The organism is Kineococcus sp. NPDC059986 (genome assembly GCF_040702905.1).
GTDB lineage: Bacteria > Actinomycetota > Actinomycetes > Actinomycetales > Kineococcaceae > Kineococcus.
The window spans coordinates 97351-123311 of the sequence record NZ_JBFBND010000004.1; the positions used below are offsets into that span (position 1 = coordinate 97351).

19 protein-coding genes are annotated in these 25961 nt (G+C 71.8%); 13 read left to right on the forward strand and 6 right to left on the reverse strand.

What is annotated here, in order from left to right; all coding sequences use genetic code 11:
- Window positions 1–11: 11 nt before the first annotated feature.
- On the forward strand, window positions 12–1151 hold the full coding sequence (locus AB0637_RS05295; RefSeq protein WP_366170126.1) for an aminotransferase class I/II-fold pyridoxal phosphate-dependent enzyme: 1140 nt from the start codon (window positions 12–14) through the stop codon (window positions 1149–1151).
- A 7-nt stretch (window positions 1152–1158) separates the two neighbouring features.
- Here AB0637_RS05295 and AB0637_RS05300 read toward each other — a convergent pair whose 3' ends face one another.
- The gene (locus tag AB0637_RS05300) at window positions 1159–2139 is read right to left on the reverse strand and encodes an aldo/keto reductase (RefSeq protein ID WP_366170127.1); all 981 of its coding nucleotides are present in this window, start codon (window positions 2137–2139) and stop codon (window positions 1159–1161) included.
- A 51-nt stretch (window positions 2140–2190) separates the two neighbouring features.
- Entirely contained in the window at window positions 2191–2577 is a 387-nt protein-coding gene (locus tag AB0637_RS05305) for a hypothetical protein (RefSeq protein WP_366170128.1), read from the reverse strand.
- 1660 nt (window positions 2578–4237) lie between these two features.
- Between AB0637_RS05305 and AB0637_RS05310 the strand changes: the two genes are divergently transcribed.
- From AB0637_RS05310 to AB0637_RS05320, 3 genes are all read left to right on the forward strand, one after another.
- Entirely contained in the window at window positions 4238–7612 is a 3375-nt protein-coding gene (locus AB0637_RS05310) for an RHS repeat-associated core domain-containing protein (protein WP_366170129.1), read from the forward strand.
- Window positions 7613–8088: 476 nt separating this feature from the next.
- Window positions 8089–8598 (forward strand): hypothetical protein, encoded by a 510-nt coding sequence (locus AB0637_RS05315; RefSeq protein ID WP_366170130.1) that lies wholly within the window; start codon window positions 8089–8091, stop codon window positions 8596–8598.
- A gap of 190 nt (window positions 8599–8788) precedes the next feature.
- Window positions 8789–9451 carry a response regulator transcription factor gene (locus AB0637_RS05320; RefSeq protein WP_366170131.1) on the forward strand — a complete coding sequence of 221 codons (663 nt, stop codon included), beginning with the start codon at window positions 8789–8791 and terminating at the stop codon, window positions 9449–9451.
- A gap of 4 nt (window positions 9452–9455) precedes the next feature.
- On the opposite strand, the gene AB0637_RS05325 is transcribed toward AB0637_RS05320, so the two are convergent.
- On the reverse strand, window positions 9456–10910 hold the full coding sequence (locus AB0637_RS05325) for a HAMP domain-containing sensor histidine kinase (RefSeq protein WP_366170132.1): 1455 nt from the start codon (window positions 10908–10910) through the stop codon (window positions 9456–9458).
- 77 nt (window positions 10911–10987) lie between these two features.
- Between AB0637_RS05325 and AB0637_RS05330 the strand changes: the two genes are divergently transcribed.
- The 3 genes from AB0637_RS05330 to AB0637_RS05340 are packed head-to-tail and all read left to right on the forward strand — an operon-like array spanning window position 10988 to window position 13689.
- Window positions 10988–11611, forward strand: a complete 624-nt coding sequence (locus tag AB0637_RS05330; protein WP_366170133.1) for a DedA family protein — start codon at window positions 10988–10990, stop codon at window positions 11609–11611.
- Window positions 11612–11656: 45 nt separating this feature from the next.
- Window positions 11657–12499, forward strand: coding sequence for an undecaprenyl-diphosphate phosphatase (locus AB0637_RS05335; protein WP_366170134.1), 843 nt, complete (start codon window positions 11657–11659; stop codon window positions 12497–12499).
- A 59-nt stretch (window positions 12500–12558) separates the two neighbouring features.
- Window positions 12559–13689, forward strand: coding sequence for a hypothetical protein (locus tag AB0637_RS05340; protein ID WP_366170135.1), 1131 nt, complete (start codon window positions 12559–12561; stop codon window positions 13687–13689).
- Here AB0637_RS05340 and AB0637_RS05345 read toward each other — a convergent pair.
- From AB0637_RS05345 to AB0637_RS05355, 3 genes are read right to left on the reverse strand one after another with little or no spacing between them, the layout of a single operon-like run.
- The gene (locus tag AB0637_RS05345; RefSeq protein ID WP_366170136.1) at window positions 13671–14165 is read right to left on the reverse strand and encodes a hypothetical protein; all 495 of its coding nucleotides are present in this window, start codon (window positions 14163–14165) and stop codon (window positions 13671–13673) included. The two genes, AB0637_RS05340 and AB0637_RS05345, sit on opposite strands and share 19 nt — an antisense overlap.
- Complete coding sequence (locus AB0637_RS05350; RefSeq protein WP_366170137.1) at window positions 14162–16147, reverse strand: primary-amine oxidase; 1986 nt, start codon at window positions 16145–16147, stop codon at window positions 14162–14164. Before AB0637_RS05350 ends, AB0637_RS05345 begins: the two co-directional genes overlap by 4 nt.
- Window positions 16144–17658 carry an APC family permease gene (locus AB0637_RS05355; protein ID WP_366170138.1) on the reverse strand — a complete coding sequence of 505 codons (1515 nt, stop codon included), beginning with the start codon at window positions 17656–17658 and terminating at the stop codon, window positions 16144–16146. The genes AB0637_RS05350 and AB0637_RS05355 overlap by 4 nt, the downstream gene beginning before the upstream one ends.
- A gap of 205 nt (window positions 17659–17863) precedes the next feature.
- On the opposite strand from AB0637_RS05355, the gene AB0637_RS05360 reads away from it, so the two are divergent.
- The 6 genes from AB0637_RS05360 to AB0637_RS05385 all read left to right on the forward strand — a co-directional run bounded on the left by AB0637_RS05360 (window position 17864) and on the right by AB0637_RS05385 (window position 25929).
- Window positions 17864–19312 (forward strand): APC family permease, encoded by a 1449-nt coding sequence (locus AB0637_RS05360; protein WP_366170139.1) that lies wholly within the window; start codon window positions 17864–17866, stop codon window positions 19310–19312.
- A gap of 19 nt (window positions 19313–19331) precedes the next feature.
- Window positions 19332–19940, forward strand: a complete 609-nt coding sequence (locus tag AB0637_RS05365) for a helix-turn-helix domain-containing protein (protein WP_366170140.1) — start codon at window positions 19332–19334, stop codon at window positions 19938–19940.
- Window positions 19941–20166: 226 nt separating this feature from the next.
- Window positions 20167–21153 carry an ABC transporter permease gene (locus AB0637_RS05370; RefSeq protein ID WP_366170218.1) on the forward strand — a complete coding sequence of 329 codons (987 nt, stop codon included), beginning with the start codon at window positions 20167–20169 and terminating at the stop codon, window positions 21151–21153.
- Window positions 21150–22094 (forward strand): ABC transporter permease, encoded by a 945-nt coding sequence (locus AB0637_RS05375; protein ID WP_366170141.1) that lies wholly within the window; start codon window positions 21150–21152, stop codon window positions 22092–22094. Before AB0637_RS05370 ends, AB0637_RS05375 begins: the two co-directional genes overlap by 4 nt.
- Complete coding sequence (locus tag AB0637_RS05380) at window positions 22091–24229, forward strand: ABC transporter ATP-binding protein (RefSeq protein ID WP_366170142.1); 2139 nt, start codon at window positions 22091–22093, stop codon at window positions 24227–24229. Before AB0637_RS05375 ends, AB0637_RS05380 begins: the two co-directional genes overlap by 4 nt.
- A gap of 20 nt (window positions 24230–24249) precedes the next feature.
- Window positions 24250–25929: an ABC transporter family substrate-binding protein gene (locus AB0637_RS05385; protein ID WP_366170143.1), complete on the forward strand. Its 1680-nt coding sequence runs from the start codon at window positions 24250–24252 to the stop codon at window positions 25927–25929.
- The last annotated feature ends 32 nt before the right edge of the window (window positions 25930–25961 follow it).

Consider the following 25961-nt stretch of genomic DNA (forward strand, 5'->3'; position numbering starts at 1 on the left):
AGGATCGGACCGTGCCCGCGATCGCTCCCCACGCCCTGACGATCCCCGCCTCGCCCATCCGGCGGATCTACGACCTCGCCCGCGGCCTCGACGACGTCGTCCTGCTCAACGTCGGCGAACCCGACCTGCCCGTCGCGCCGCACGTCCTCGCCGCCGGGGCGCGCGCGTGGGAGGACGACCGGACGAACTACACGCCCAACGGCGGGATCCCGGAGCTGCGGGCGGCGATCGCGGCGAAGCTCGCGCGCGAGAACGACCTGCACGTGGACCCCGAACAGGTGTGGGTCACGGCCGGCGGGATGCAGGCGCTGCACCAGGTCCTGTCCCTCACCCTCGAGGCCGGGGACGAGGTGCTCGTCCCCGATCCGGGGTACGTGAACTTCTCGATGACCGCCCGGCACGTCGGCGCCGTCCCGGTGCCGTACCGCCTCGACCCCCAGGACGGGTTCCGGCCCGACTCCACCGCGCTCGAGGCCGCGGTGTCCCCGCGGACCCGCGTGCTGCTCGTGAACTCCCCGTCGAACCCGCTGGGGACGGTGTACCCGGCGGCGGTGCTGGAGCAGCTGCTGGAGTTCGCGCGCCGGCACGACCTGTGGGTCGTCTCCGACGAGGTCTACGAACGGTTCACGTTCGGTGTCCCGCACGTGTCCACGGCGTCGCTCGACCCCGACGGCCGGGTGCTGTCGGTGTTCTCGTTCTCCAAGACGTACGCGCTGACGGGGGCCCGTGTCGGCTGGTTCGTCGCGCCGCTGGACTGGGCGCCGATGCTGCGCACGGCGCAGGAGGCCGTGGTCAGCTGCGTCAACGCTCCCGCCCAGCACGCGGCGCTCGCCGCCCTCACGGGCGACCAGCAGGTCGTCGCCGACGCCCGCGAGCACTACCGAGCGAACATCGACGCGGTGTGCGAGGTGCTGTCCGCGAACGGGATCCGGTTCCAGCGGCCGCAGGGGTCGTTCTACCTCTGGGTCGACGTGTCCCACGTGAGCGGTGGCGACGTCGCGGCCTGGTGCGAGCGGTTCCTCGTCGAACGGCGCGTCGCGGTGGCGCCGGGGTCGGCGTTCGGTGCCGGCGGGGAGGGGTGGATCCGGTTGTCCCTGGCCGGGACCCGCGACGACGTACTGCTCGGTGCGTCGCGGATCCCGGCTCGCTAGGGAGTTCTCACCAGGCGTAGGCCTCCGGGGCCGGCTTGCTGCCGTGCGGGAACGGCGCGGGGAACAGTTCGTCGAGCCGGTCGAGCGCGGCCTGGTCGAGCTGGAGTTCCAGCGACCGCAGCGACCCCGTGAGCTGCTGCACGGTGCGCGGCCCGATGATCGGCGCCGTCACGGCCGGGCGGGTGAGCAGCCAGGCGATGCCGACGTCCGCGGGGTCGGCGCCGAGGTCCCGGCAGAACTCCTCGTAGGCCTCGATGGCCGCGCGATTCGCGGCCAGCCCGTCGGTGTTCGACGTGCCGCGCCCCTCGTCGCCGCTGGCCTGCTTGGCCAGGACCCCGCCGAGCAACCCGCCCGCGAGCGGCGACCACGGGATGACGCCGAGGCCGTAGTGCTCGGCCGCGGGCAGGACCTCGAGTTCGACCCAGCGCGACATGAGGTTGTAGAGCGACTGCTCGCTGACGAGGCCGACGATGCCGCGGTCGGCGGCGCTGGCCTGGGCGGCGGCGAGGTGCCAGCCGGCGAAGTTCGAGGACCCGGCGTAGAGGATCTTGCCCTGCTGGCGCAGGACGGACATGCCCTCCCAGATCTCCTCCCACGGCGTCGCCCGGTCGACGTGGTGCATCTGGTAGAGGTCGATGTGGTCGGTCTGCAGGCGCTTGAGCGACGCGTCGCAGGCCTGCCGGATGTTGTAGGCGGACAACTTCCCGTCGTTGGGCCAGTCGGTCATGTCGCCGTAGAGCTTGGTGGCCAGGACGGTCTTCTCACGGCGGCCACCGCCCTGGGCGAACCAGCGGCCGACGATCTCCTCCGTCTCACCCTTGTGGCTGCCGTAGCCGTTCGCGGTGTCGAAGAAGTTGATGCCGTGCTCGTGCGCGGCGTCCATCACGGTGTGGCTGTCGGCCTCGCTCGTGCGGGGGCCGAAGTTCATGGTGCCGAGGCACAGCGGCGAAACGCGCAGACCTGTGCGGCCGAGGTGGCGGTACTCCATGCCGGAACCCTACGACCGGGGTGAGGGCGCGGCGCGGTCGAGTCGGGGGCGTCAAGCGACCCGGAACGTGCGGGGTCGTGTGAGGAACGCGCGCGCTGACGGCTCCTGCGGGCCGAGGCGGAACCAGTGCACACGGCCGCGCTCGTCCACCGCTCTGAGGAACCGGCGACCGATGGCCCGGACCTGCGCCACCACGTAGCGCTCGTGCACGACGGCGGGGAAAGGCGTAGAGGGGTCGTCGATGGTGACGACGATGACGTGCGTCCGCGACAGCGCCAGACCGACGGAGCTCTGGCGCCGGCGCAGGGGGTTCGACACCGCGTGAGCCCGGCAGACCCACGCCACGGGCTCGTGTGCGGCCTTGGCGACGTCCCGCTTCAGCTGCTGGTCGGCGTTCGTCGGCGCGGGGTCCTCGCTCTCCTCGGCAGCAGTCGTCACCACCGGGTGGTCGGGCCACGAGGTGGTTCCGGTGACGCGGGAGGCGGCCGCGCGTGCTGGACGTCGGGTCGGGTCGGCCGTCGCCGCCGAGGCGCCGGGGGAAGTCGTTCCGCCCGTCGCCGTGGGCATCGGCGCTGACGTCGGCGCCGGTGGGGCCACGGTGGAAGGCGCTGGCGTGGTCGAGCGCAGAGGGGAGGGCATGTCGGACTCCGCAACTGCTGGCAGGGAGAGGATCGGACGAGGTCTTGAGCATGGAGCTTCAGTTGCTCCAGCACACGAACCCTCACTCGTTCGGGCCACTGAGCAACCGCGACGAAGGCCGCGGCCACGTCACGACGTGTGACACCGCCTCATGATCAAACGGAGAGTAGCCGATGTCGCCCACCCAGGAACACGAATGAGGTCTTTTCTTGCGTTCACAGTTCGGGGAGGGGGCCGAAGTTTCCGCTCGTCGGAAGACCTCCGCCGGAGCGAACTCCTCGCCCTAGCGGAGTGGACCACTGAGGCGTTGTGCAACAACGGGTTGGAGTGGTGAAAGCTCGCCTGCTCCCCGCGGGGCGTCTGGTGCGACTGCCGCGGGTCGGGTGCCCAGCGGGCACCGCTTGTCCTGGTCGCCGCCGTGAGACCCGGGGGAGGCCGAACTGGCAGTCCATTCCCAGGAACAGTGCAGCATCTGACGATACGTCGATCGTCGAGGTGTGGTCGTTCCAGCGCGGCGCTACCAGACAACCGCTGCAGCGCAGATGAAATTGATGCCATTACGTAGCAGCACGACAACGCTGACAGGGGTGGGCCAGGCCCGCGGTCATCGATCTCACGCGCCCGGGCAAACCCCATCCAAGGGTCAGTCGACTGTCAGGTGGGACCCGGTTCGTATCCGGTCAGCATTCAAGAAACTGGCGAATCTATTGCAGTGCAATGGAAGACATTCGCGTTACGGATTTTGTCGATGGTTTTTCTCACAGAACTCACTCGTTCGGACTCTGTCCGTGAGGTGCCTGCCTCGGGCAAAGTTCGTCACCGTCAGTCACTGGAATTCAAGGGCGCGTGCAGCGACCGTTCCGGTGTGTGGGGGAGGAACCTCATGGCAACACCCAACGGCGGGCGCACCCGCCGCACTCACCACCAGACCTCTGAGCCTCACCAGGCGCAGCCCGACCGACCCGCTCGCAAGGAAGCGTCGTCGATGACGCGAGCCACGGGACGCCTGGTCGGCCTGGTCGGCTTGGCCACCCCGCCCACCGCGATGTTGCGGGCCGGTGCGGGAGCCGGGCTGGCGGCGACGCTTGCCGCCGGCGTCGCCGTCGCGTTCGCCATGCCCGCCTCGGCCGCTGACCCCATGTCCACGCAATCGTCCACGCAGACGTCTCCTGCGGCGGCGGTACAGACCGCGTCACCGACCCGTGCACTGCCGCACTGGGGTTCTGGCCCGGCAACTCCGACCGATGGGTGGACCGCGGCGCAGAGCAGCAACGCCCCCCTGGCCGGCAACTGGGCGGCCGCCGCCGCTGCCGCATCCACTGGCTCCTCGGGCAGTCGTGTCGGCGCCCAGGCCGCTGGGTTGACAGGTGTTCGCGCAGCAGCTGCGCAGAAGGCGGCTGCACAGGCTGCCGCGGCCCGCGCAGCATCGGCCCACGCCCCCACGTTCACGCCGGGCACGGTGAACCGGACGGTCGTGGGCGGCACGCCGACCACCGCCTGGGCACCTCCGGCGAAGCCGGGCGGTGCGGGGAAGGTCGCGGCCTCGCCGTCGGACGCCAGTGGCACCGGCGCCAAACTCCTGGCGGCTCAGACCTCCACCCAGGCCTCGACCCAGACCGCGACGCAGTCGCAGAGCGCTTCCGCTGCCTCTGCGCAGTCGACCCCCACCACCGGGTTCCCGGGCGCGGGGGCCTCCGGCGCCGGCCTGGGCATCCAGTCCTACTACGGGCTGGAGTCGTTCAACCTCACCTCCACCCTCACCGCCGGCGTCAACCTCGCCAACGGCAACCTCGTCGTCCGCGACCAGGCCCTGACCCGCAACGCACCCGGCCTGTCGGTCAACCTCGACACCTTCTTCAACACCCTCAACACCGCCCAGGGGTCTCTCAGCTACGGCGGGTCGTTGTCCACCGGTCAGGACATCGGCCTGCAGGTCGGCACCTCCACGACCACGTTCTACGGTCCCAGCGGCTTCACCGCCGCGTTCACGGCCACCTCCTCCGGCGGCTGGACCAGCCCCGGTGGCGTCAACGCCGACCTCGTCCACAACAGCGACGGCACCTGGTCCCTGACCTACCACGTCAGCAGCGAGAAACTCACCTTCACCGCCGGCGGCTACCTCATCAAGGACGTCGACCGCAACGGCGTCGGGCTGACCTTGTCCTACGACTCGGCCAACCGCCTGTCCTCCCTGACCGACGCCAACGGCCAGGTGACCACCTTCACCTACAGCTCGCTGGGCCTGACCCAGATCACCGACCCCGTCGGCCGCTCGGTCACCATCGCCTACTACTCCGGTGGGGGAGTCCACACCATCACCGACGCCACCGGCGCGGTGACGACCTTCGACAACTCCCGCACCGGTGGTCTCGACGGCATCCAGACCCCCGACGGGAACTGGACGTACTTCACCTACGACGGCGCCTCCCGCGTCACCGCCGTCACGCGCTACCTGACGGCCGGGGCCACCAGCGGCAACGCCGCCGTCACAGGTTTCGCCTACAACACGACCAGCGGTACCTCCACCTCCACCCGCGAAACCAGCCCCACCGGCGGTGTCAGCACCTTCGCCCTGGACTCCACCGGCCGCGTCACCTCCGTCACCGACCCCCTGGGCCGGATGCGGTCGCAGACCTGGACCCCCAACTCCGACCTGGCCACCACGACCGACGCCGGGGCCAGCTCCGGGACAGGCACCGGCGGCACCGGCGGGGCGACGGGGGCGATCACGACCTACAGCTACGACACCCTGAACAACCGCACCGCGGTGCAGCTGCCCACCGGCGCCGCCGCCCGCGCCTCCTACACCGCCGCCAGCGGCAGCACCGGCACCGCCTACCAGCCCAAGACCGCCACGGACGCCGCCGGCAACACCAGCGCCTACACCTACGACGGTGTCGGCAACATCCTGACGGTGAAGGACACCACCGCCACCACCGCCGGCGGCACCGGCGCCACCACCAGCACCTTCACCTACCAAGCCGCGACCACCTCCACGACGTCGTCGCCGACCCAGTGCGGCGGCAAGACCGGGCAGGTGTGCACCAGCACCGACGGCAACGGCAACGTCACCACCTACCGCTACGACGCCAACGGCAACCTCACCAAGGTCACCCCCACCGCCCCCCTGGGCGCCACCACGCTGACCTATGACAGCGCCAACCGCGTCACCTCCGTCACCGACGGCAAGGGCCAGAAGACCCAGTACGCCTACGACGCCGACGACCGCATCACCACCACCACGTTCGCCGGGGGTGCCACCGTCACCAACTCCTACGACGCCGACGGCAACCTCACCCAGTCCGCGGACTCCGCCGCCGGCACCAGCTCCTACACCTACGACGCCCTCGACCGGGAGGTCTCGCGCCAGCAGCCGAACATGAGCGGCAACAGCTTCGCCACCGGCTACGACAACGCCGGCAACATCACCAGCGTCGACGACATCTACGGCCAGGTCACCTACTCCTACGACGCCGCCAACGAGCTCACCTCGATGACCGAACCGGACGGCTCGAGCAGCGACACCATCACCTTCACCTACGACACCAACGGCGCCGAGACCTCCCGGACCTTCCCCGGTGGCCTGGTCCAGACGACCACCCGCGACGCCTCCGAACGGCCCACCCGCATCACCGACGCCGTCGGCTCCTTCGTCGTCTCCGACCTGGGGTACTCCTACACCGTCGCGGGCGGCTCGGGGACCAGCGGAGACCGCGCCCTGGTGCAGTCCCGCACCGACTACGCCGGTACCACGGCCCCGGCCGGTTCGGTCACCGCCTACGGTCACGACGGCCTCAACCGCCTCACCAAGGCCACGGAGAAGACCACCACCGGTGCGGTCAACGCCTCCTGGGCCTACACCTACGACAAGGCCGGCAACCGCACCGGCGTCACCACCGCCGGGGCCACCACCCCGACCACCACCGCCAGCACCGGCACCGCCACCACCACGTGGGGCTACAACGGCGCCAACGAAGCCGTCAGCCGCAACAGCTCCACCACCGGCTGGTCCTACGACGCCAACGGCAACCAGACCGCCGCGCCCACCTGGGGCACCGGCAGCTACAACGCCCGCGACGCCCTCACCTCCGCCACCCCCACCGGCAGCAGCACCGCGGTGGCCTACAGCTACCTCGGGGCCGGCAACGGGGCCCGCCAGAGCGTCGGGGCAGTGGAGACCATCAACGGCCCCCTGGGCCTGCAGGCCACCTTCACCGGAACCTCCGGGACGGCCTTCCGGTACACCCCTGACGGGCGCCTCATCTCCGCCGGTCTGCCCGACGGGACCAACCGGTACTACACGAGCGACAACCTGGGTAACGTCACCGCCGTGGCCACCGACAGCGCCATCACCGCGCAGTACTCCTACGACCCCTACGGTGGCCTGCGCGCCAGCAGCGGCTCCGAGGCGGGCAACAACCCCATGCGCTACGGCCAGGGCTACACCGACACCGCCACAGGGCTGACCAAGCTCGGCGTCCGCTACTACGACCCCGCGCAGGGCCGATTCACCCAGCAAGACCCCACCGGCCAGGACCCGCAGTACATCTACGCCAAGGGTTGCCCCAGCACTTACAACGACCCTACAGGCGCTTTGCCTCACGCCTGCCTGGTTGGCACAGCTGCGCTGGTTCTGGGCTTTTTGGCACTCGTGGACCCGCCGACTACACCTTTTGGTATCGGCGTGACAGCAGGTTCCTTGGCGGGAGGCACGTACAGTACTGCGGATTGCCTTCCAGCCAACGGTGGTGGCCCCGACTATGGCTCCAAGGAGCACCTGACTGGTCGCAAGTTCCTCAACCCGTCGACCGGAGGCACTTACACGGCTGGCTGACCGCGATTCAAGCTTGAGTGGTGGGAGCATGCCGCGGGCGGATATGCTCCCACCGCCCCTCGCTGGAGGGTAGAGAGGAACTGACATGAGGTTGATTGGACTGATCGCTCGTACAGCCAGTGCTGTAGGTTTCGCAATCGCTGCAGTTCTGGCAAGCGGCGCCCTTCGCTGGGTGCTGGCTTTTGCCGCCATTGCGGCCGTTGCGGCTGTCGTTGCGGTCGAGAGGGATCATCGACGCCGCGACCGTCACTCGTCGTCTGAACGTGAGCCGCGACCGTGAACTACAGCACTTGACGTCGCATGCATGTTCGCTTGTGGTCCGGGGTTGACGGAACTCGGCGAAACCCCTCAGTCACTTCTCGTGTGTCGGATCCGCATAGGGGCTCAGAAACCTCTCCAAGTCCAGTGTCGACCCGGGGTGGGGTTCCCTCTGACGGGTAACCCCACCCCGTCCTGTCGCGAGAGGAACTCCAGGCGTGGAGGAACCCAGGAACGCCATGCTGCTCAGGGAATTCATCCCGAAGGCCGGGGGTGTCGTCGTGGCTCTGGTTGCTGTCCTCGTCCTGCTTGGCGTGGCGTCGACATCTGCGGTGGAGGGGCACATGGAAGACTGGGGTGCGGTCGTCTTCCTGTTGCCCGCGGTGGGCTTCCTGGCTCACGCGTCGACCAAGCTGCCGGGACGATTCCACGAGCTGCGTGAGTGGGAGCGATTCCAGAAGGAAGGGCCATCATCGGTCGAAGGTGGCGGTTCCGCCGTCGACGGGGAGGTGAAGGCAATGCCGACCAGGAGATCAGGGGGGTCCCGGATGGTGCCTACGCTGCGCTGGTTCTTCCTGGCGTTCAGCCTCATCTCCGTCTTTGCCCAAGCCGTGAACTGGCAAGACAGCGCCTGGTCGGGGCGGGTGCTTCAGCTCGCAGTGACGGTCGTGCTCGTGGTCTTCGCCGTCATCGGCTTCCGGGCGAAGCGGGTTCCACGTGGGGAGTGAGTCGCTGGAGCACGAACCTGGATGACATGCGGCGGTGCAGGCCGCCGCCGCATGTGGCGACATCACGTCTGCTCGTTCCGCACCTCGATCGCGATGTGGCGGAGGCCCGTGATCGGCGAGACATGGGTGCGGCATCGCGCCCGGTTTCGTTCCTGGCCGGCTGGCAGCCCGGATTCGGCATGATAGTCGGGTGCGCATCCTGCTCGTGGACGACGAGGTCACCCTGGCGACGACGCTCGCCACCGGTCTGACGGGGGCAGGGTTCACCGTCGAGGTCGCCCACGACGGCGTCGCGGGGTTGCACCGCGCACAGGAGGGGACGTTCGACGTCCTCGTGCTCGACATCATGCTGCCGCGCCTCAACGGGTACGAGGTGTGCCGCACGCTGCGGCAGCGGCAGGTGTGGACGCCCGTGCTGGTGCTCACCGCCAAGGACGGTGAGTACGACGAGACCGACGCGTTCGACCTCGGCGCCGACGACTACCTGCGCAAGCCGTTCTCCTTCGAGGTGCTCGTGGCCCGGTTGCGGGCGCTCGTGCGGCGCGGGGCCCCCGAGCGGCCAGCCGTCCTCGACGCGGGTCGGCTGACCCTCGACCCGTCGCAGCAGCGCGTGCATCTCGAGGGCGTCGAGGTCCGCCTGACGGCCCGGGAGTTCCAGGTGCTGCACCACTTCATGCGCCACCCCGGCGACGTCCTGACGAAGACGAACGTCCTGCAGAACGTCTGGGACGAGTTCTACGACGGCGACGACAACACCGTCGAGGTGTACGTCGGGTACCTGCGCCGCAAGCTCGGCCGGGAGTTCTTCGAGACCGTCCGCGGCGCGGGCTACCGGTTCGTCCCCGACCGCTGAGCGGTCACGCCCCGCCCAGCGGCAGCTCCACCCGGAAGCTCGTCCCGGGCGCCCCGTCGTCGGGGTCGGCGACGCGCACCGACCCGCCGTGCGCGCTGACGACGTCCCGGACGACGGCCAGGCCGAGCCCGCTGCCGCCGGCGTCGCGCGCCCGGCTCTCGTCCAGGCGCACGAACCGGTCGAAGATCCGTTCCCGGTCGGCGGGCGGGACGGGGGCGCCGTCGTTCGTCACGACGAGGACGGCGTGGGAGGCGTTGTGGCGCAGGTCGAGGGCGACCGAGGACCGGGCGTGCCGGACGGCGTTGTCGACGAGGTTGCGCAGGACCCGCGCGAGCGCCGAGGCGTCGCCCAGCACGCGCGCCGGTTCCCGGTGCAGGGTCACGTCCAACCCCGTCGTCCCGCGCAGGCGCCGGTGCTCCTCGGTGACGAGGTCGTCGAGGTCCACCTCCTCCCGTTCCGGTCCCGGCCCCGCGTCCGTCCCGGCCCGGCCCCGCTCGTCGAGGCGGGCGAGCAGCAGCAGGTCCGACACCAGCCGGTCCAGCCGCTGGCTCTCGCCCCGCACGAGCCGCGCGAGGTCGGCCGTGTCCGTGCGTCCGGGCTGGGTGAGCGCGATGTCGGCCGCCGCCCGCAGCGTGGCCACGGGACTGCGCAGCTCGTGGCTGGCGTCGGAGACGAACTGCCGCCGCACGGCCTCCCCGCCCTCCAGGCGGTCGAGCATGTCGTTCATCGTCGTCGCCAGCTTCGCCACCTCGTCGGCCCCCGGGGGCTGGTCCACCCGTTCGGACAGGTCCCGGTGGCTGATCCCCTCCACCGTCCGCCGGATCCGGGACACCGGCCGCAGCGAGCGGCCCACGAAGACGTAGGTGGCCACGCCCACCGCGAGCAGCAGCAGCGGCCCCGCGACGGCGAGCCCCGCGGCGGCGGCGTGCAGCGTGTCCTCGCCCGTGCCGAGGGACTGCGCCACGAACACCGTCGACCGGGCGCCGTCGACCTCCCCGGACAGGCTCGTCACGAGGTAGGCGTCGTCGTCGAAGGGCAGGTGCACCTTGGCGTGGTGCGTGCCCGTGCCCACCGTGGCGGGGTCCAGCAGGGGAGCGGCCCCGCGCAGGTCGGCGCTGGAGGCCACCACCTGACCGTCGGCGTCGACGAGCTGGACCGCCGCGCGGCGCCGGGCGGCAGCGTCGATCGCGGCCTGCAGGTCCGGCCGGTCGACCTCCGCGAGGGCCTGCACCGACTGCGCCGTCGCGAGGTTCGACGCCTCCAGGGACTGGCGCAGGTCGTCGCGCAGCAGCAGGAGCAGCAGGCCCCCGGCGGCCACCACGACGAGCGCCTGCACGAGGACGGCCGCCACCGTCGAGCGCACCTGGACGCCCGCGCCCCGCCACAGCGTCACCACCCGCGCCGCCAGGACCCCCAGTCGTCCGCGCACCGCTCCCCGTTCCCGGAACCTCACCGCCACGGCACCAGCATCGACCCTGCACGGGACCGGCACGTCGGTTCAGCTGACGTTCAGCCGACGACTGCCACAGTGTCCGCGTGGGTTCCGCTGTGCACGAGTTCCTCTCGACCCTGCTCGGGGTCCCGGCCGGCTGGCTGCTGGCCGCGGTCGCCGCGCTGGTGTTCGTCGAGGACGCCCTCTTCGTGGGGTTCGTCGTGCCGGGGGAGACCGCCGCGGTCCTGGCGGGAGCGGCCGCCAGCCTCGGACGGGTCCCGCTCGTCCCGGCCGTCCTCGTCGTGGCCGTCGCGGCCGTCACCGGGGACGCGGTCGGCTACCTCGTCGGACGGCGCTTCGGGGACCGGCTCCTCACGGTCCGCCCCCTGCGGCGGCACTCCGCCGGTCTCGAGCGGGGTCAGCGGCTGCTGCGCGACCGCGGTGGCGTCGCGGTGTTCCTCGCCCGGTTCACCGCCTTCCTGCGGGCCGTGACCCCCGCCCTCGCGGGCGCCTCCCGGATGCCGTACGGCCGCTTCGCGGTGTGGAACGTCGCCGGGGGCGTGCTGTGGGCCACGGCCGCGGTCCTCGTGGGCTGGGCGGCAGGCACGTCGTACACCAGGGCGGCCAGCGAGCTCGGCCAGGGCAGCGCCGTCGTCGTGGCGGTCGTCGTCGCCGCGGGGGTCGTCGTGCTCCTGGTGCGTCGGCACAGGGCCCAGCCGAACGCCTGAACCGCACCACCACTCAGACGTCCACCAGAAGGAACGGGGAAACACGTGCAGTTGTGGCAGGCCGTCGTGCTCGGGATCGTCGAGGGGCTCACCGAGTTCCTCCCGGTCTCCAGCACCGGGCACCTCACCATCGTCGAGAAGCTGCTGGGCCTGCGCGTCGACGACGCCGGGACGACGGCGTTCACGGCGATCATCCAGTTCGGCGCCATCGTCGCGGTCATCTGGTTCTTCCGCCGCGACATCGCCCGCCTGTTCCTGGCGTGGGTCCACGGCCTGCGGGACGCCGCCGAACGGGGGACGGACTACCGCCTCGCCTGGTGCGTCGTCGTGGGCTCGATCCCGGTCGGGATCGTGGGGTTCCTCGCCAAGGACGTCGTCGCCGGCCCCCTGCGCTCGCTGTGGGTCGTCGCCTTCGCCCTCATCGGGTGGAGCGCCGTCATGGTCGCCGCCGAGACGTACGCCGCCCGCCGCGCGCGGCAGCGCGGGGAGGGGGAGGTCTCGCTCAAGGACGCCCTCGCCATCGGTGTCGTGCAGTGCCTCTCCCTCGTCCCGGGGGTGTCCCGTTCCGGGGCCACGATCAGCGCGGGGCTGTTCCGCGGCCTCGACCGCGTCACCGCCACCCGGTTGTCGTTCTTCATGTCGATCCCCGCCCTGACGGCCGCGGGCCTGTACGAGGGCGTGTCGGCCGGGAACGACGTCTCCCGCACCGTCGGCTGGGGCGCGACCGCCGTGGGAACCCTCGTCAGCCTCGTCGTGGCCTACGCCTCGATCGCCTGGCTGCTGCGCTTCGTCGCCCACCACCGCATCAGCGTGTTCGCCGGGTACCGCGTGGGTCTCGGGGTCGTGCTCATCGCGCTCCTGGGCACTGGGGTGCTGTCCGCCGTCTGACCGGTCGCACCCACCGGGGTTCCAGCCCGCACCCAGCCGGGGCTGGTCCCCTGGACACCGTGACCCAGTTGCAGGAGCCGCCGAGCCTCGCCGCGCCGCCCGCCCCGCGCCGGCGCCGGACGCGACGGTGGATCGCCCTGGGCACGGCCTGCGTCGTCGCCGTGCCGGCCGTCTCCTTCGGCCAGGCGATGGTCGCCCCCGGCGCCGCACCGGCCTCGGTCCGGGCGGTGGAGTGGGTGCGCGACCACGGCGGCGGCCACCTCGTGGACCTGGCCGAGAACTGGTGGTTCTCCCGGCACGTCCCGCACGGCGCCGTCCCCGCCGTCCGCGGCGCGGAGGTCCCCGCCGGGACGCCCGACGCCCCGCCGGTCGTGCACGGCGCCGTGACGGAGTCCGGCGTCGAGGGGCACTGGACGGCCGGCCGCCTCGGCCGCGACGGGGAACCCGCGCTCTACACCACCTGGTTCCGTCCGGACGCCGCCGAACCGGGTGTCGTCGCGGCGGCCGCGTGGATCCGCGCCGGCAGCTACACCGCCCACCTCGTCGCCGGGACGAAGGAACCGGACACCGGGTCCTGGCCCGGGGGCGCGCGGGTCGCGCCGAAGGACGTCCCGAACCTCCTCGCCACCTTCAACGCGGGGTTCAAGTTCCACGACACCCCCGGCGGGTTCTTCGAGGACGGCCGGTCCTCCCGCCCGCTCGTCGACGGTCTGGCCACGGCGGCCGTGGAGAGTTCCGGTGCCCTGCAGGTCGGGGCCCTGGGCTCCGACGTGACGCTGGACGCGGGGACCACCGCCGCCCGGCAGAACCTCCACCTCGTCGTCGACGACGGCGCCCCGGTGCCCGGCCTGTCGGCGAACGGGTCCGGCCGCTGGGGCACGGCCCACAACCAGGGGCAGTTCACCTGGCGCTCTGGCCTCGGGGTCGACGCGGCCGGGGACCTCGTCTACGCCGCCGGCAACGGCCTCGACCTCGTGCACCTGGCCGACGCCCTCGTCGAGGCCGGTGCGGTCCGCGGCATGGAGCTCGACATGCACAGCGGGATGGTCTCGTTCTCCAGCTGGGTGCCCGCGCCGGCGGGGTCGAAGGAACCCGTCGAACCCGCCAAGCTGCTGCCCGACATGACCCGCGAGGCCGACCGGTACCTCGCCCCCGACCAGCGCGACTTCTTCTACCTCACGGTGGACTGAACCGGCAGGGGCCGCCGGCCGGTCCGGCGCAGGAGGACCAGGGACAGGAGCACGAGGCACGACAGGACCTGCGCGAGCGTCAGCACCGAGACGAGCACCAGCCCGACGTCCCCCACCGCGGTGCCGTGCAGCCCCGGCAGGGCCAGGGCCGTCGCGTGGCCGGCGTGCCCGCCGGGCGCGGCGCCCGGGGCGGAAGGTCCCGCCGGTCCCGCGAGCAGCGCCGCGTGGACCAGCAGCACCGCAGTTCCGACCGCGGCCACGACCGTCCAGGTCCGCGGTGACGGAGAGCGCCACAGGTGTCCCGCGCACGGCAGGCACGCCAGCGACATGACGAGCAGCCCGGCCGCCAGGACGAGCGAGGAACCGGCGTGCGCGACCGCCAGCGGCACGTGCAGGACGGCCGCCACCGCCCCGGCCACCGCGGCGCCCCGGGAGACCGCGACCTCCCGGGGCACCGCGGGACGGGCCGTGGTCACGCCCCGCAGCACCCGCCCTCGGACCCGCCGTGCGCGTTCTCCGCCACGGGAACCCCGAGCGCGGGGTTGCGGTCGAAGAACCCGACGGGCTTGAGCGTGAACCCGGCGTAGTCGACGGGCATGACCGGCCAGTCCTCCGGGCGCGGGAAGTGGGTCAGCCCGAACGTGTGCCACAGCACGAGGTCCTGGCCGTCGAGGTCGCGGTCACCCGCGACGAACTGCGGCAGCCCCGCGCCGCCGGGGTTCTGGTTGACGAGGTCCCCGGCGGGGTAGCGCTCCTCGCTGTCGTACTGCGTGACCCACAGGTGCTTGGTCCCGAACGTCGCCCGGTCGTGCACCACGGAGGTGTCGTCGGCCAGCAGCAGGGGCTGGTGCTCGGGGTGCAACGCGTACCCGGTGGGCTGGCCGAGCGCGTTCGTCTTCTCGGTGTTCAGCACGTGCCAGACCCGGCCCACGGCCCCGTTCGCCTCGCGCTGGGCCACGGCTTCGCTCGTCAACCGGGTCGCCCTGCTGGCGAACGCGTTGCCGTAGGCGTTCCCCTCGCCGCGGGGGACGCGGACGGCGTCGACCTCCTCGACCGCGTTGGCCAGACCGTCCACCATCATGTCCAGGCGCGCCGAGAACAGGTGCTGGTGGAACGGCGCCGCCAGACCCGGGGCGATCTCCGTGGAGTACTCCAGGCCCCCCTCCGGGTAGGCGGCCGTGAACACGACGCCCGTGGCCTTGGCCTCCAGCTCGATCGTCCCGTCGAGGTAGAGGTGCCAGTAGAACCCGTAGTCGTAGTTGCCGATCGTGGTGAAGAACGAGATGACGAGGCGGCGCTGGCGGCGGGTCTCGTTCATGCCGTTGAACATGTCGGAGTGCTTCCACAGCACCCCGTAGTCCTCCTCGTGCAGGCAGATGGCGTTCTGCACCGTCTTGGGGTGGCCGGTCTCGTCGGCCAGGACGGCGTCGAAGTAGTGGATCTCCCCGAGGCAGTCGCAGCCCAGCGCCAGGGAGTTGACGAACCGGCCGAACAGGTACTCGCCGGTGTCGAAGTAGTTCTGCCAGAACCGGACGGGGGAGGGGTCGGCGTAGGGCACGACCATCTCGGCGATGGAGGCGCGGTAGACGACGTCGCGCTGCACGCTCGGGTCCGGGCCGGTGTGGTCGGCCACGGACAGCTGGTGCAGCGTGAGCCCCTCGCGGGCGTCGAAACCGACCCGCACCTTCCAGCCCTGCCAGCTGATGACGTCGCCGTCCACGGAGAAGCTGGGCCCCTCCGGCTGGGTGATGACGATGGGCTTGAGGTCGGTCCGCTCGGCCTGGGCGTGCGGCGCCTCGTCCCAGTTCCCGCTCTGGGTCGGGACCTCGAACCGCTGGTGGTCCAGGACGTGCAGGACACGGCCGGCGGACAGGTCGACGAAGGCGACGATCCCGTCGACGGGGTGCGCCCACGGCAGGGCCGACCCGTCTGGCTGGGCGAAGGCGAACACGCGCATGATCCGGGCCGCGCCGGGGTCGGTGGCCGGGATGTCGTCGTAGTGGCCCGCGGACAGCGGCACGGTCACGACGTCGTCGGGGGCCAGACCGCGCGAGGCGAGGGTGGAGACCCAGCGCTCGTCGGCGCGCAGGATCGGGTCGATGGCCGCGAACTCCTCCTCGAGGATCGGCAGGTGGCCCTCGACGGCGCCGTCGACCGTGCGGTCGGACAGGATCCGGTGCTCCGACAGCGACACGCGCACGTCGCGCCCGACGCCCGTCGCGGTGTCCAGCAGCAGGACCCGCACGGTGCGCTCGACGGGGTCCCCGGGCGTGAAGGCGAGGACGGCGGCCTTGGGCGGTTCCAGCAGACCCAGGTAGGCGAACCGGGTCGTCGGCGTGAGCGTGGGTTCCAGCAGCTCGCGGGCGGCGTCGACCTCCGCGGCGGTGAGGCGGTCCAGCGGGTGGGCGGGGCCCACGGCGACGGACAGGTCGGCGGTCGGGGTCTCGAGCAGGCTCATGCGTGGTCCTCAGCGGTGTGGGGGGTGGGGCGGATCTGGTGGGGGACGGCCGGTTCGGTCGCGTCGAGCACGGCCTCGAAGGCCGCGGTGGCGAGCGGGTCCGCGCTGGGCTTCAGCAGGCCCACGACGGGCCCGACGACGTAGGAGGCGACGATGAGGACGAGGAACACCGCGCCCACGGTCCAGCCGCCCACGAGGAGCCCGAAGTTCGCGGCGGTCAGGTACGCCGCCACCAGCAGGCCGACGACCCCGATGGCGGGGGCGACCTTGGTGTTCCAGAGCCGGTGGTCGACGCGGGTGCGGGCGAAGAACACGAGGACGGCGATGCAGGTGAGCAGCATGAGGAGGATGAACCCGAGCGTCGCGATGCCCGACATCCACGTGTAGACCTGCAGGACGGGGTCCAGGCCCGCGGCGACGAACGCGACGACGAGGACGACGGAGGCGCCCGTCTGCAGCAGCGACGCGGTGTGCGGGGAGTGGTGCCGGGCGTGGGAGCGGCCCCAGAGCCGCGGCAGCACCCCGGTGTTGGCCATCGAGAACACGTAGCGGTTGACGACGTTGTGGAACGACAGGACGCAGGCGAACAGGCTCGTCAGCAGCAGCGCCTGGACGACGTCCCCGGCGGCGACACCGACGAAGTCGGACGCCGTGCGCACGACCATGCCCTCAGGGTCGGCGGCGGCCTCGGTGACCGCACCCTCGTCACCCCAGGCGGAGACGACCGACCACGCCGAGAGCGTGTAGAAGACGCCGATGAGGGCGAGGGAGGCGTAGGTGGCGCGCGGGATCGTCCGGTCGGGGTCGCGCGCCTCGTCGCGGAACACCGCGGTGCACTCGAACCCGATGAACCCCGCGAGGGCGAACATCAGCCCGATGCCGGGGGCGCCGGAGGCGATCCCCGACGGCGTGACCGACGCGGTGGAGAACCCGTCGGGGCCGCCGCCGGAGAGGACGACGCCCGCGTCGACGACGAGCACGATCCCGACCTCGGCCACGAGCAGGACCCCGAGGACCTTGCTCGACAGGTCGATGTGGCGGTACCCGAGGAACCCGACGACGGCGATGGCCAGCCCGGCCCACACCCACCACGGCAGGTCCGGACCGCCGAGGTCGTCGGAGACGACCCCGCCCAGGGCCGCCCCCAGGTAGCCGTACACCGCGGCCTGGATCGTCTGGTAGGTCAGCAGGGCGAGGAACGAACCGCCGAGGCCGTGGAGCCGGCCGAGCCCGGCCGCGATGTAGGTGTAGAACGCGCCCGCGTTCGGGACGTACCGCGTCATCGCCACGAACCCGACGGCGAAGAAGAACAGGACGACCGAACCGATCGCGTACATCGCGGGGAACCCCGCGCCGTTGCCGATCGTGATGCCCAGGGGCACGCTGCCGCCGACGACCGTCAGCGGTGCGGCGGCGGCCACGACCATGAAGACGATCGAGCCGACGCCGAGCCGGCCGGACAGGCGGCGCGGCTGCGCCGGTGCTTCCGTGGTGCTCGCGGTGGACGCCATGACGCTCCTCCGTGCGGGGGGTCGGGCGGTCGGCCGACCGCCCCGCCAGCGATCCTGCTCCCGGCCGGTTTCCGTGGTGTTGCTCCTGTGTGACGGACGATCTCGTCGACCGGGACGGGGTGGGACGGCGGTGTCCCGTTCCCCCGCGACGGCCGGAAACACCCGCGCAACACCGGTGAAACACCGTCGCGGGACCGTGCCTGCCGTGACGGTACCCGCGCTCCGCTCGGTCTCGCCGGTCGCGGGCCTGCGCCGTCGCCGGCTGGGTCCGCTGGAGGTGCTGGCCCAGTCGGTCGCGGCCACCGCCCCGGCCGCGGCGATGGCGACGTCGCCGGGGCAGGCGTTCTCACTGGCGGGCGCGCCGCCGTCCGCGGTCGCCTACCTCGTCGCGACGGTCCTCGTGCTCCTCGTGAGCTCCTGCGTCGGGCAGTTCTCGCGCCGGATGGTCGCGCCCGGTTCGCTGTACTCCTTCACCGCCAAGGGGCTCGGGGGGACGGCCGGGACCGTCGCGGGCGGCTTCCTCGTCGTCGGCTACGGGTTCCTCGTGGCGGGGGCGCTCACCGGCGCGGCCACGTCCGGGGCCGCGCTCGTCGGTCGCGTCCTGGCACCGGGGACGCTGCCCACCGTCGTCGCCGAGGTGGGGGTCCTCGCGTTGGTGGGGTTGCTGGTGGCGGCCTTCGCGGTGCGCGGCGCCGGGATCTCGGCCCGGCTCGGGTTGGCGCTGGAACTGCTGTCGATCTCCGTCGTGCTCGTCGTGCTCGGGGTGGTCGTCGTGGCCGCGGTCGCGCGGGAGGGGGCCCCGGACCCGGCGACCCTGGTCGGGGGCGGGGGGCACCCCTTCGGACCGGGGGCCCAGGGACTGCTGCTGGCCGTGACCGCGTTCGTGGGGTTCGAGAGCGCCGGCTCGCTCGCGACCGAGAGCCGCCGCCCGTTCGCCGTCGTACCGCGCGCGGTGCGCTGGACGGCGCTCGTCTCGGGGCTCCTCTACGTGCTCGCCGCGGCGGCCCAGTCGGTCGTGTTCGCCGCGACCCCCGGGTCGGGGGCGGCCCCGCTGCCCCTGGCCGCGGCCGTCTCGGTGCTCAGCGACCCGGCCCTGGCGGCCGTGCTCGAACTGGGCATCCTCACCTCGTTCGTCGGGTGCGCCTCGGCGTCCCTCACCGCGCTCGTGCGCCTGCTGTTCACGATGGGCCGCGAGGGGGTGGCGCCCCGGTCCTGGGGCGGCACGAGCCGGTTCGGCACCCCTGCCGTGGCCGTCGCCGTCTCGACGGTGGTCGCCGTCGTCGTCCCCTCCGTGGTCCTGCTCGCCGGCGTCCCCGCGGGGGACGTGCTGCGCGGGCTCCTCGTCGTCGGCACGTGCGGCTACGTCGGCGGCTACGTCCTCGTCTGCCTCGCCGCCCCGGTGTTCCTGCGGCGCATCGGCGAACTGACCCTCCCGCCGGTCCTCGTGGCCGCGATGGCCACGGGCTCGCTCGTCGCCGTGCTGGCCGCGTGCGTCGCGTGGTCCGTCGCGGCGGGCGGGGGCTGGGTGCTCGCGGCCGCCGGGTTGCTCGCGCTCTCGGTGCTGCGGGCGCTCGTGCTGCGCCGGCGCCGACCCGCCCTCGTGGCGCGGGTCGGGTTGTACGACGAGACGCGACGGCAGGACGTGCTCTCGTGAGCCTCCGGGTGGTCTCGTGGTGAGCGACCTGACGGGACGCCAGCCGAAGGCGCTGACGTCCGCGCTGGAACTCCTCGAGGCCGTCGCCCGCGCCGGGTCGGGGGTCACCGCCGCCGAACTGGCCGCGGTCACCGGTCTGCCCCGGGCGACGGCCTACCGGCTGCTGAACCTCCTCGTGGCCGAGGAGCACGTCGTCCGGTTGCCGGACCTGTCTGGGTTCGCGCTCGGTGCCCGGGTCGAGGGTCTGGTCGAGGCGGCGGCCCCGGTGCGCGTGGTCACCGCGGCCCGTGAGGAACTCGCGCGGTTGCGCTCGGGGGTGCGCGCCGGCGTGCACCTGTGCGTGCCGCGGGGCGGTGCGGTCCGGGTGGTCGACGTCGACCCGGACGTCCCCCCGCCGGCCGACCCCGCCCGTGCGCGGGTCGTCCTCGAGGTGCTCACGGGGCAGGAGGAGGCCCGCGGCGAGATCGCCCCCGGGGTCCGTGCCCTGGCGGTCGCGGTCCCGGGGCCGGGCGGGAACGTGGTGGGCGCCCTGCTGGCCACGAGCCCCGCGTCGTCGGCCACGGGTCTGGGCGGCGTCGCGGACCGCCTGCACGCCACGGCGAAAGCGCTCGGCCCGCTGCTGGAGTGAGCCTGCCGGGGTCCAGCCAGGAGTTCTCCGGACGCCGGCTGTGAGGGACCTTCGGACGCGCCGTGGAAACCGTGAGTTGCCCGAGAAAACTTCTCGCAAGAATCCCGTAGATGTGCTGGTGCATCTATCGCCGACGTGGTTACGATCCCGCCCCAAGGGGTCACCGACCCGAACTCCGTCCGGGGTGCCGAGGTGACCTGCGGCTTCCTGGCGGATGGTGGTGTCCTTGCTGCGGTTCCTCGCACGGCGCCTGGCCACGTACGCGGTCATGCTCTTCATCGCCACCAGTGCCGCCTTCCTCCTGGCGGCCTGGCAGTTCAACCCGGGGCGGCTGTTCACGACCCGTGTCCCGCGGCCCTCACAGGCGGTCGTCGACCGGACGCTGACGAGCCTGGGGCTGGACCCGAGGGAACCGGTCCTGCACCGGTACTGGGACTGGCTCACGGGTGTCGTCACCCGCTGGGACTGGGGGCGCAGCCCGAACGGCGCCTCGGTGAACTCCCAGTTCGCCCAGCGCGTCGGCATCAGCTTCTCGCTCACGCTCATCGCGCTCGTGCTGACCCTCGTCATCGGGGTGGCCCTCGGCGTCTACACCGCCGCCCGCCAGTACCGGGTGAGCGACCGCGCCGTCACGAGCTTCAGCTACCTGACGTTCGTGCTGCCGGCGCCCGTCGCGTACCTCGCGGTGCAGCTGCTGGCCATCCACGCGAACTCCCTCGTGGGCCACGACGCCCTCTACGTCACCGGGATCTCCGACCCGACGGTGACGGGGTTCTGGCCCTCCGCGCTGGACCTGGTGCGGCACTACATCGTGCCCACGGTGGCCATGACGGTCTTCGGCTACGCCGGCTACCAGGTCAGCCAGCGGCAGTTCCTGCTCGACAACGTGAACGCCGACTTCGTGCGCACCGCACGGGCGACGGGCCTGACGCGCAACCAGGCCATCCTCCGGCACGCGCTGCGGGTCTCGTTCATCCCGACCGCGCAGTCGATCGCGTTCACGATCCCCGCGCTCTTCATCGGCAGCTACTTCGCCGAGGCCGTCTTCAACTGGCCCGGCCTCGGCCTGTGGTCGGTGCAGGCCATGACCAACCAGGACGTCTCCGCCGCCACCGCGATGGTGGCCTACGGGGCGTTGATCTTCGCTGTGGGGGCGGTGCTGGCCGACGTGGCCATCGTCCTCGTCGACCCGAGGGTGCGGGTGAGCCGATGAGCGTGCTGTTGCCGGGGGCCGCGGCGGGGGCGGACGACCTCCCCGCGCCGGACGGTGTCACCACCCCTGCGGCGCAACCCGTCCCGCTGGGGCGCAGTCGGGTCGTGCTGCGCCGCTTCCTGCGCAACGTCCCGGCCGTCGTGGGTCTGGCGCTGATCCTGCTCGTGGCGGTCGGGGTCCTCGTGGGGAACGCCGTCTCGCCCTACTCGGCCACCGAACCCGACCTCACCGCCATCGGCCAACCGCCCAGCGCCGCGCACTGGCTCGGGACCGACCAGGCCGGCACCGACGTCTTCACCCAGCTGGTGCACGGCACCGCGACCTCGCTGCTCGTCGGCCTCGTCGTCGGGGTCAGCACGCCCGTCATCGCGGCCGTCTACGGGTGCGTCATGGCCTACAAGGGCGGTCGCGTCGACCGCTCGATGCTGTTCGTCCTCGAGACGCTCATCATGGCGCCGTCGTTCCTGCTCGTGGCGATCCTCATGGCCGGTCGGTCGGCGGGGATCGGGGTGCTCATCCTCGTCCTCGTCGTGTTCGGGTGGATGAACACCGCGCGCCTCGTCCGCGGCCTCACGAGTTCCCTCGTGCAGCGCGACTACGTCCGGGCCGCCCGCTACTCGGGCGTCCGGCCGTTCCTCATCGTCTGGCGGCACCTGCTGCCGAACATCGCCTCGCTCACCGTCCTCAACGTGACGATGGGCATCTGGGGGGCGATCCTCGCGGAGGTCTCGTACTCCTACATCGGCATCGGCGTGAAACCGCCGGACGTGTCGCTGGGCACGATGCTCGCCAGCGCGAGCCAGACCGTCGACAGCTACCCGTGGATGTTCTGGTCGCCCGTGATCGCCCTGCTGCTCATCACCGGGCCGCTGGCCCTGGTCAACGACGGCCTGCGCGACGCGTTCGACCCCAGTTCCGGTTCAGGAGGGCGGGCCCGGTGACCGAGACGGCGCTGACGACGGCCGAACGCCGGCAGGCGGACCGGCCGGTGCTGTCGGTCCGGGACCTGCACGTGCGCTTCGCGACCGAGAACGGGACGGTGCACGCCGTCCGCGGCCTCGACTTCGACCTGCGCCCCGGGCAGGTGCTCGGCATCGTGGGGGAGTCCGGATCGGGCAAGAGCGCGACGTCGCTGGCGGTCCTGCAGCTGCTCGCCGACAACGCCTCGGTGACCGGCGAGGTGCTGCTGGACGGGAAGAACCTGCTGGAGCTCGACGACCGCCAGATGTGCGCCCACCGCGGCAAGGACATCTCGATCGTCTTCCAGGACCCGCTGTCCTCGCTGACCCCCGTCCTGTCCGTCGGGCGGCAGATCAGCGACGCGCTGGCCGTCCACAACCCGGGCATGGACAAGGCGGCCCGCCGCGCCCGCGCCGTGGAACTGCTCGACATGGTGGGCATCCCCTCCCCCGAGGAGCGGTTCGACGCCTACCCCCACGAGTTCTCCGGCGGCATGCGGCAGCGCGTGGTCATCGCGATCGCGATCGCCAACAACCCCCGCGTCATCATCTGCGACGAACCGACGACGGCGCTGGACGTGACGATCCAGGCCCAGGTCCTCGACGTGCTGCAGGTGGCGCGGCGCGAGACCGGTGCCGCCGTCGTGTTCATCACCCACGACCTCGGGGTGCTGGCGGGGATCGCCGACGAGATCCTCGTCATGTACGCCGGGCGCGGGGTGGAACGCGGTCCGGCCGAGGAGGTCTACCACCGGCCCCGGATGCCGTACACGATGGGGCTGCTGGCCGCCGTGCCCCGTGTCGACCGGGCCGACCGGACCGCGCTCGTCCCCATCGAGGGGTCCCCGCCGAACCTGCTCTCCGAACCCGTCGGCTGCTCCTTCGCCGACCGCTGCCCCCTCGTGCGTCCGGAGTGCCGGACCGCCGAACCCGAACTCCGACCCGTCGGGCGTGTGGAGGGCGGTGCGACGCACCTCGCGGCCTGCGTCCGTTCCCAGGACGTCGCCGCCGGCACCGAGGAGGTGCGGGCGGCGTTCCGCGCCCCCGAGATCCCCGCACCGGCCGAGGCCGGGGTGCCGCGGCAGGAGCGCGAGGTGGTGCTCGCCGTCGGGGGGCTGACCAAGACGTTCACCGTCGGCGGGGGCCTGCTGCGCCGTCGGCGCAGCGGCACCGTCCACGCCGTCGACGGGATCTCCTTCGACGTCCGGCGGGGGGAGTGCCTCTCGCTCGTCGGGGAGTCCGGCTGCGGCAAGTCCTCGGCCCTCCTGGAGGTCATGGAGTTCGACCCGCAGCAACCCGGCCAGATCGCCATCGGCGGCGTCCCCCTGCACGGACCGGACGGACGGTCGCCGAGCGCGGCGGACGTGCGGCGGGTCCGGCGCGGGGTGCAGATCGTCTTCCAGGACTCCCTGTCCGCCATGGACCCCCGGTTCACGGTCTTCGACGTCATCGCCGAACCCCTCGACGCCGACGGCTGGTCGCGGGCCGACATCCGCCGCCGGGTCTTCGAACTGCTCGAGCTCGTGGGCCTGCAGACCGACCACGTCAACCGGTTCCCCGGCCAGTTCTCCGGCGGCCAGCGCCAGCGCATCGCCATCGCCCGCGCCCTGGCGCTGAACCCGGCGCTCGTCGTGCTCGACGAACCCGTCTCGGCCCTCGACGTGTCGATCCAGGCCGGGGTCGTCAACCTCCTCGACGACCTGCGGGCCCGTCTCGGCCTGTCGTACCTGTTCGTCGCCCACGACCTCGCCGTGGTCCGGCACATCTCCGACCAGGTCGCCGTCATGTACCTCGGGACGGTCGTCGAGCACGGCGACGTCGACACCGTGTTCGACGACCCGAAGCACCCCTACACGCGGGCCCTGCTGTCGGCCATCCCCGTCCCCGACCCGACCGTCGAACGGAACCGGCAGCGCATCGTCCTGCAGGGCGGGTTGCCCTCGCCCCTGCAGCGCAGCACCGGCTGCCGGTTCGCCTCGCGCTGCCCGGTCTTCGCGGCCCTGCCGCCGGCCGGGCAGGAACGCTGCCGCACCACCGTGCCGGAGCTGCGGTCCGCCGGGCCGACGCGCGTGCACGCCTGCCACTTCCCCGACGAACCCATCCCGACGACCGCGTGAGGAACCCCGCTGTGACGCCCATGAGAACGATCCGCCGGCGGGTGGCCCCGACGGCCCTCGCCCTGTCCACCCTGCTCGTCGTCGCCGCCTGCGGAGGGTCCGGCGGTTCGGCCTCCGGCGGTGCGTCCGGAGGGTCGAGTTCGAACATCCTCGCGGACTACGCCAAGACGCCGGCCGCGGACGTCAAGGACGGCGGCACTGTGCGGCTGCCCATCGGCACGTTCGGGCCGGACTGGAACCTCAACAGCAACAACGGGAACTCCTCCGACACCCAGGCCATGCTCTACCCGGTCAACATGGCCGGCTGCTGGACGGCGGCCGAGAACGGCACCCCGGTCCTCAACAAGGACTTCTGCACGTCGGTCAAGGACGACGTCAGCGGTGGCAAGCAGACGATCACGATCGACGTCAACCCGAAGGCGACCTGGAACGACGGGACGCCGATCGACGTGGACACGTTCGTCAACCAGTGGAAGATCTTCAACGACCCCGCCTACGAGTCGGTCATCACCAAGCCGTACGACGACATCGCGAGCGTGACGGCGGGCACGAGCGACAAGCAGGTCGTCATCACGACCAAGCAGGTCTACGAGCCGTACCAGGACTTCTTCTCCGTTCTCGTGAGCCAGAAGGTCGACACGCCCGACATCTTCAACAAGGGGTTCGTCGACAACCCGCACCCGGAGTGGATGGCCGGGCCCTTCACCATCAAGCAGCTCGACAACTCCGCCAAGACCCTCGTCGAGGTGCCGAACCCGAAGTGGTGGGGCACCAAGCCGAAGCTGTCGCAGATCGTCTGGACGCAGTACGAGGAGAGCGCCTCCATCCCCGCGTTCAAGAACGGACAGCTCGACGCCGTCGGCGTGAGCACCTCGACCCGGCTGGCCCAGGTCAAGGGCATGCAGGGCATCGACATCCGCAAGGGCAAGACCGTGGGGGTCTTCGGGTTCATCATGAACACGCAGTCCCCCGACGTCAGTGACGTCGCGGTCCGCAAGGCGATCTACCAGACCCTCGACCGGAAGGCGCTGTCCGCCGTCGAGTTCCAGGGCACGGGCTACAGCGAGCAGCCGCCCGGGTCGTGGATGCTCATGTCCGTCTCCGAGGGCTACCAGGACAACTACCCGGTCAAGGACTCCGACCCCGCCGGCGCCACGGCCACGCTGCAGGCCGCCGGGTACACCAAGGACAGCAAGGGGATCTTCGCCAAGGACGGCAAGGAGGTCGCGGTCCCCCTCACCAACTACGGGGACGACCCCGTCACCCTCGCCTTCATCAAGGCCGCGGTCCAGCAGCTCGGCAAGGCCGGCTTCGCCGCGACGATCGACCAGCACTCGGCCCAGGACTTCAACAAGGTCTTCACCAGCGGGGACTACGCGATCTCGTTCTCGGGCTACGGCATGGGCGGCTACGTCGACACGCAGCCGCAGCAGTACTACAACAGCACCGGGGACAGCAACTACACGCACTGCGGGACGACGGCCATCGACCAGCGGATCGCGAGCCTGAACCAGCAGACGGACGCAGCGACGCTCACGAAGGACGCCAACGGCATCGAGGCGGACTGGCAGAAGGCGTGCTACGCCTTCCTGCCCATCCTCAACGGCCCGCAGTTCACGGCCGTCAAGAGCGACCTCGTCAACTACGGGTCCTCGCTGTTCCTCACCCCCGACTGGACGGTCATCGGCTACAAGAAGTGACGTCACCCACCTGACGACCACCTGAGCGAGGG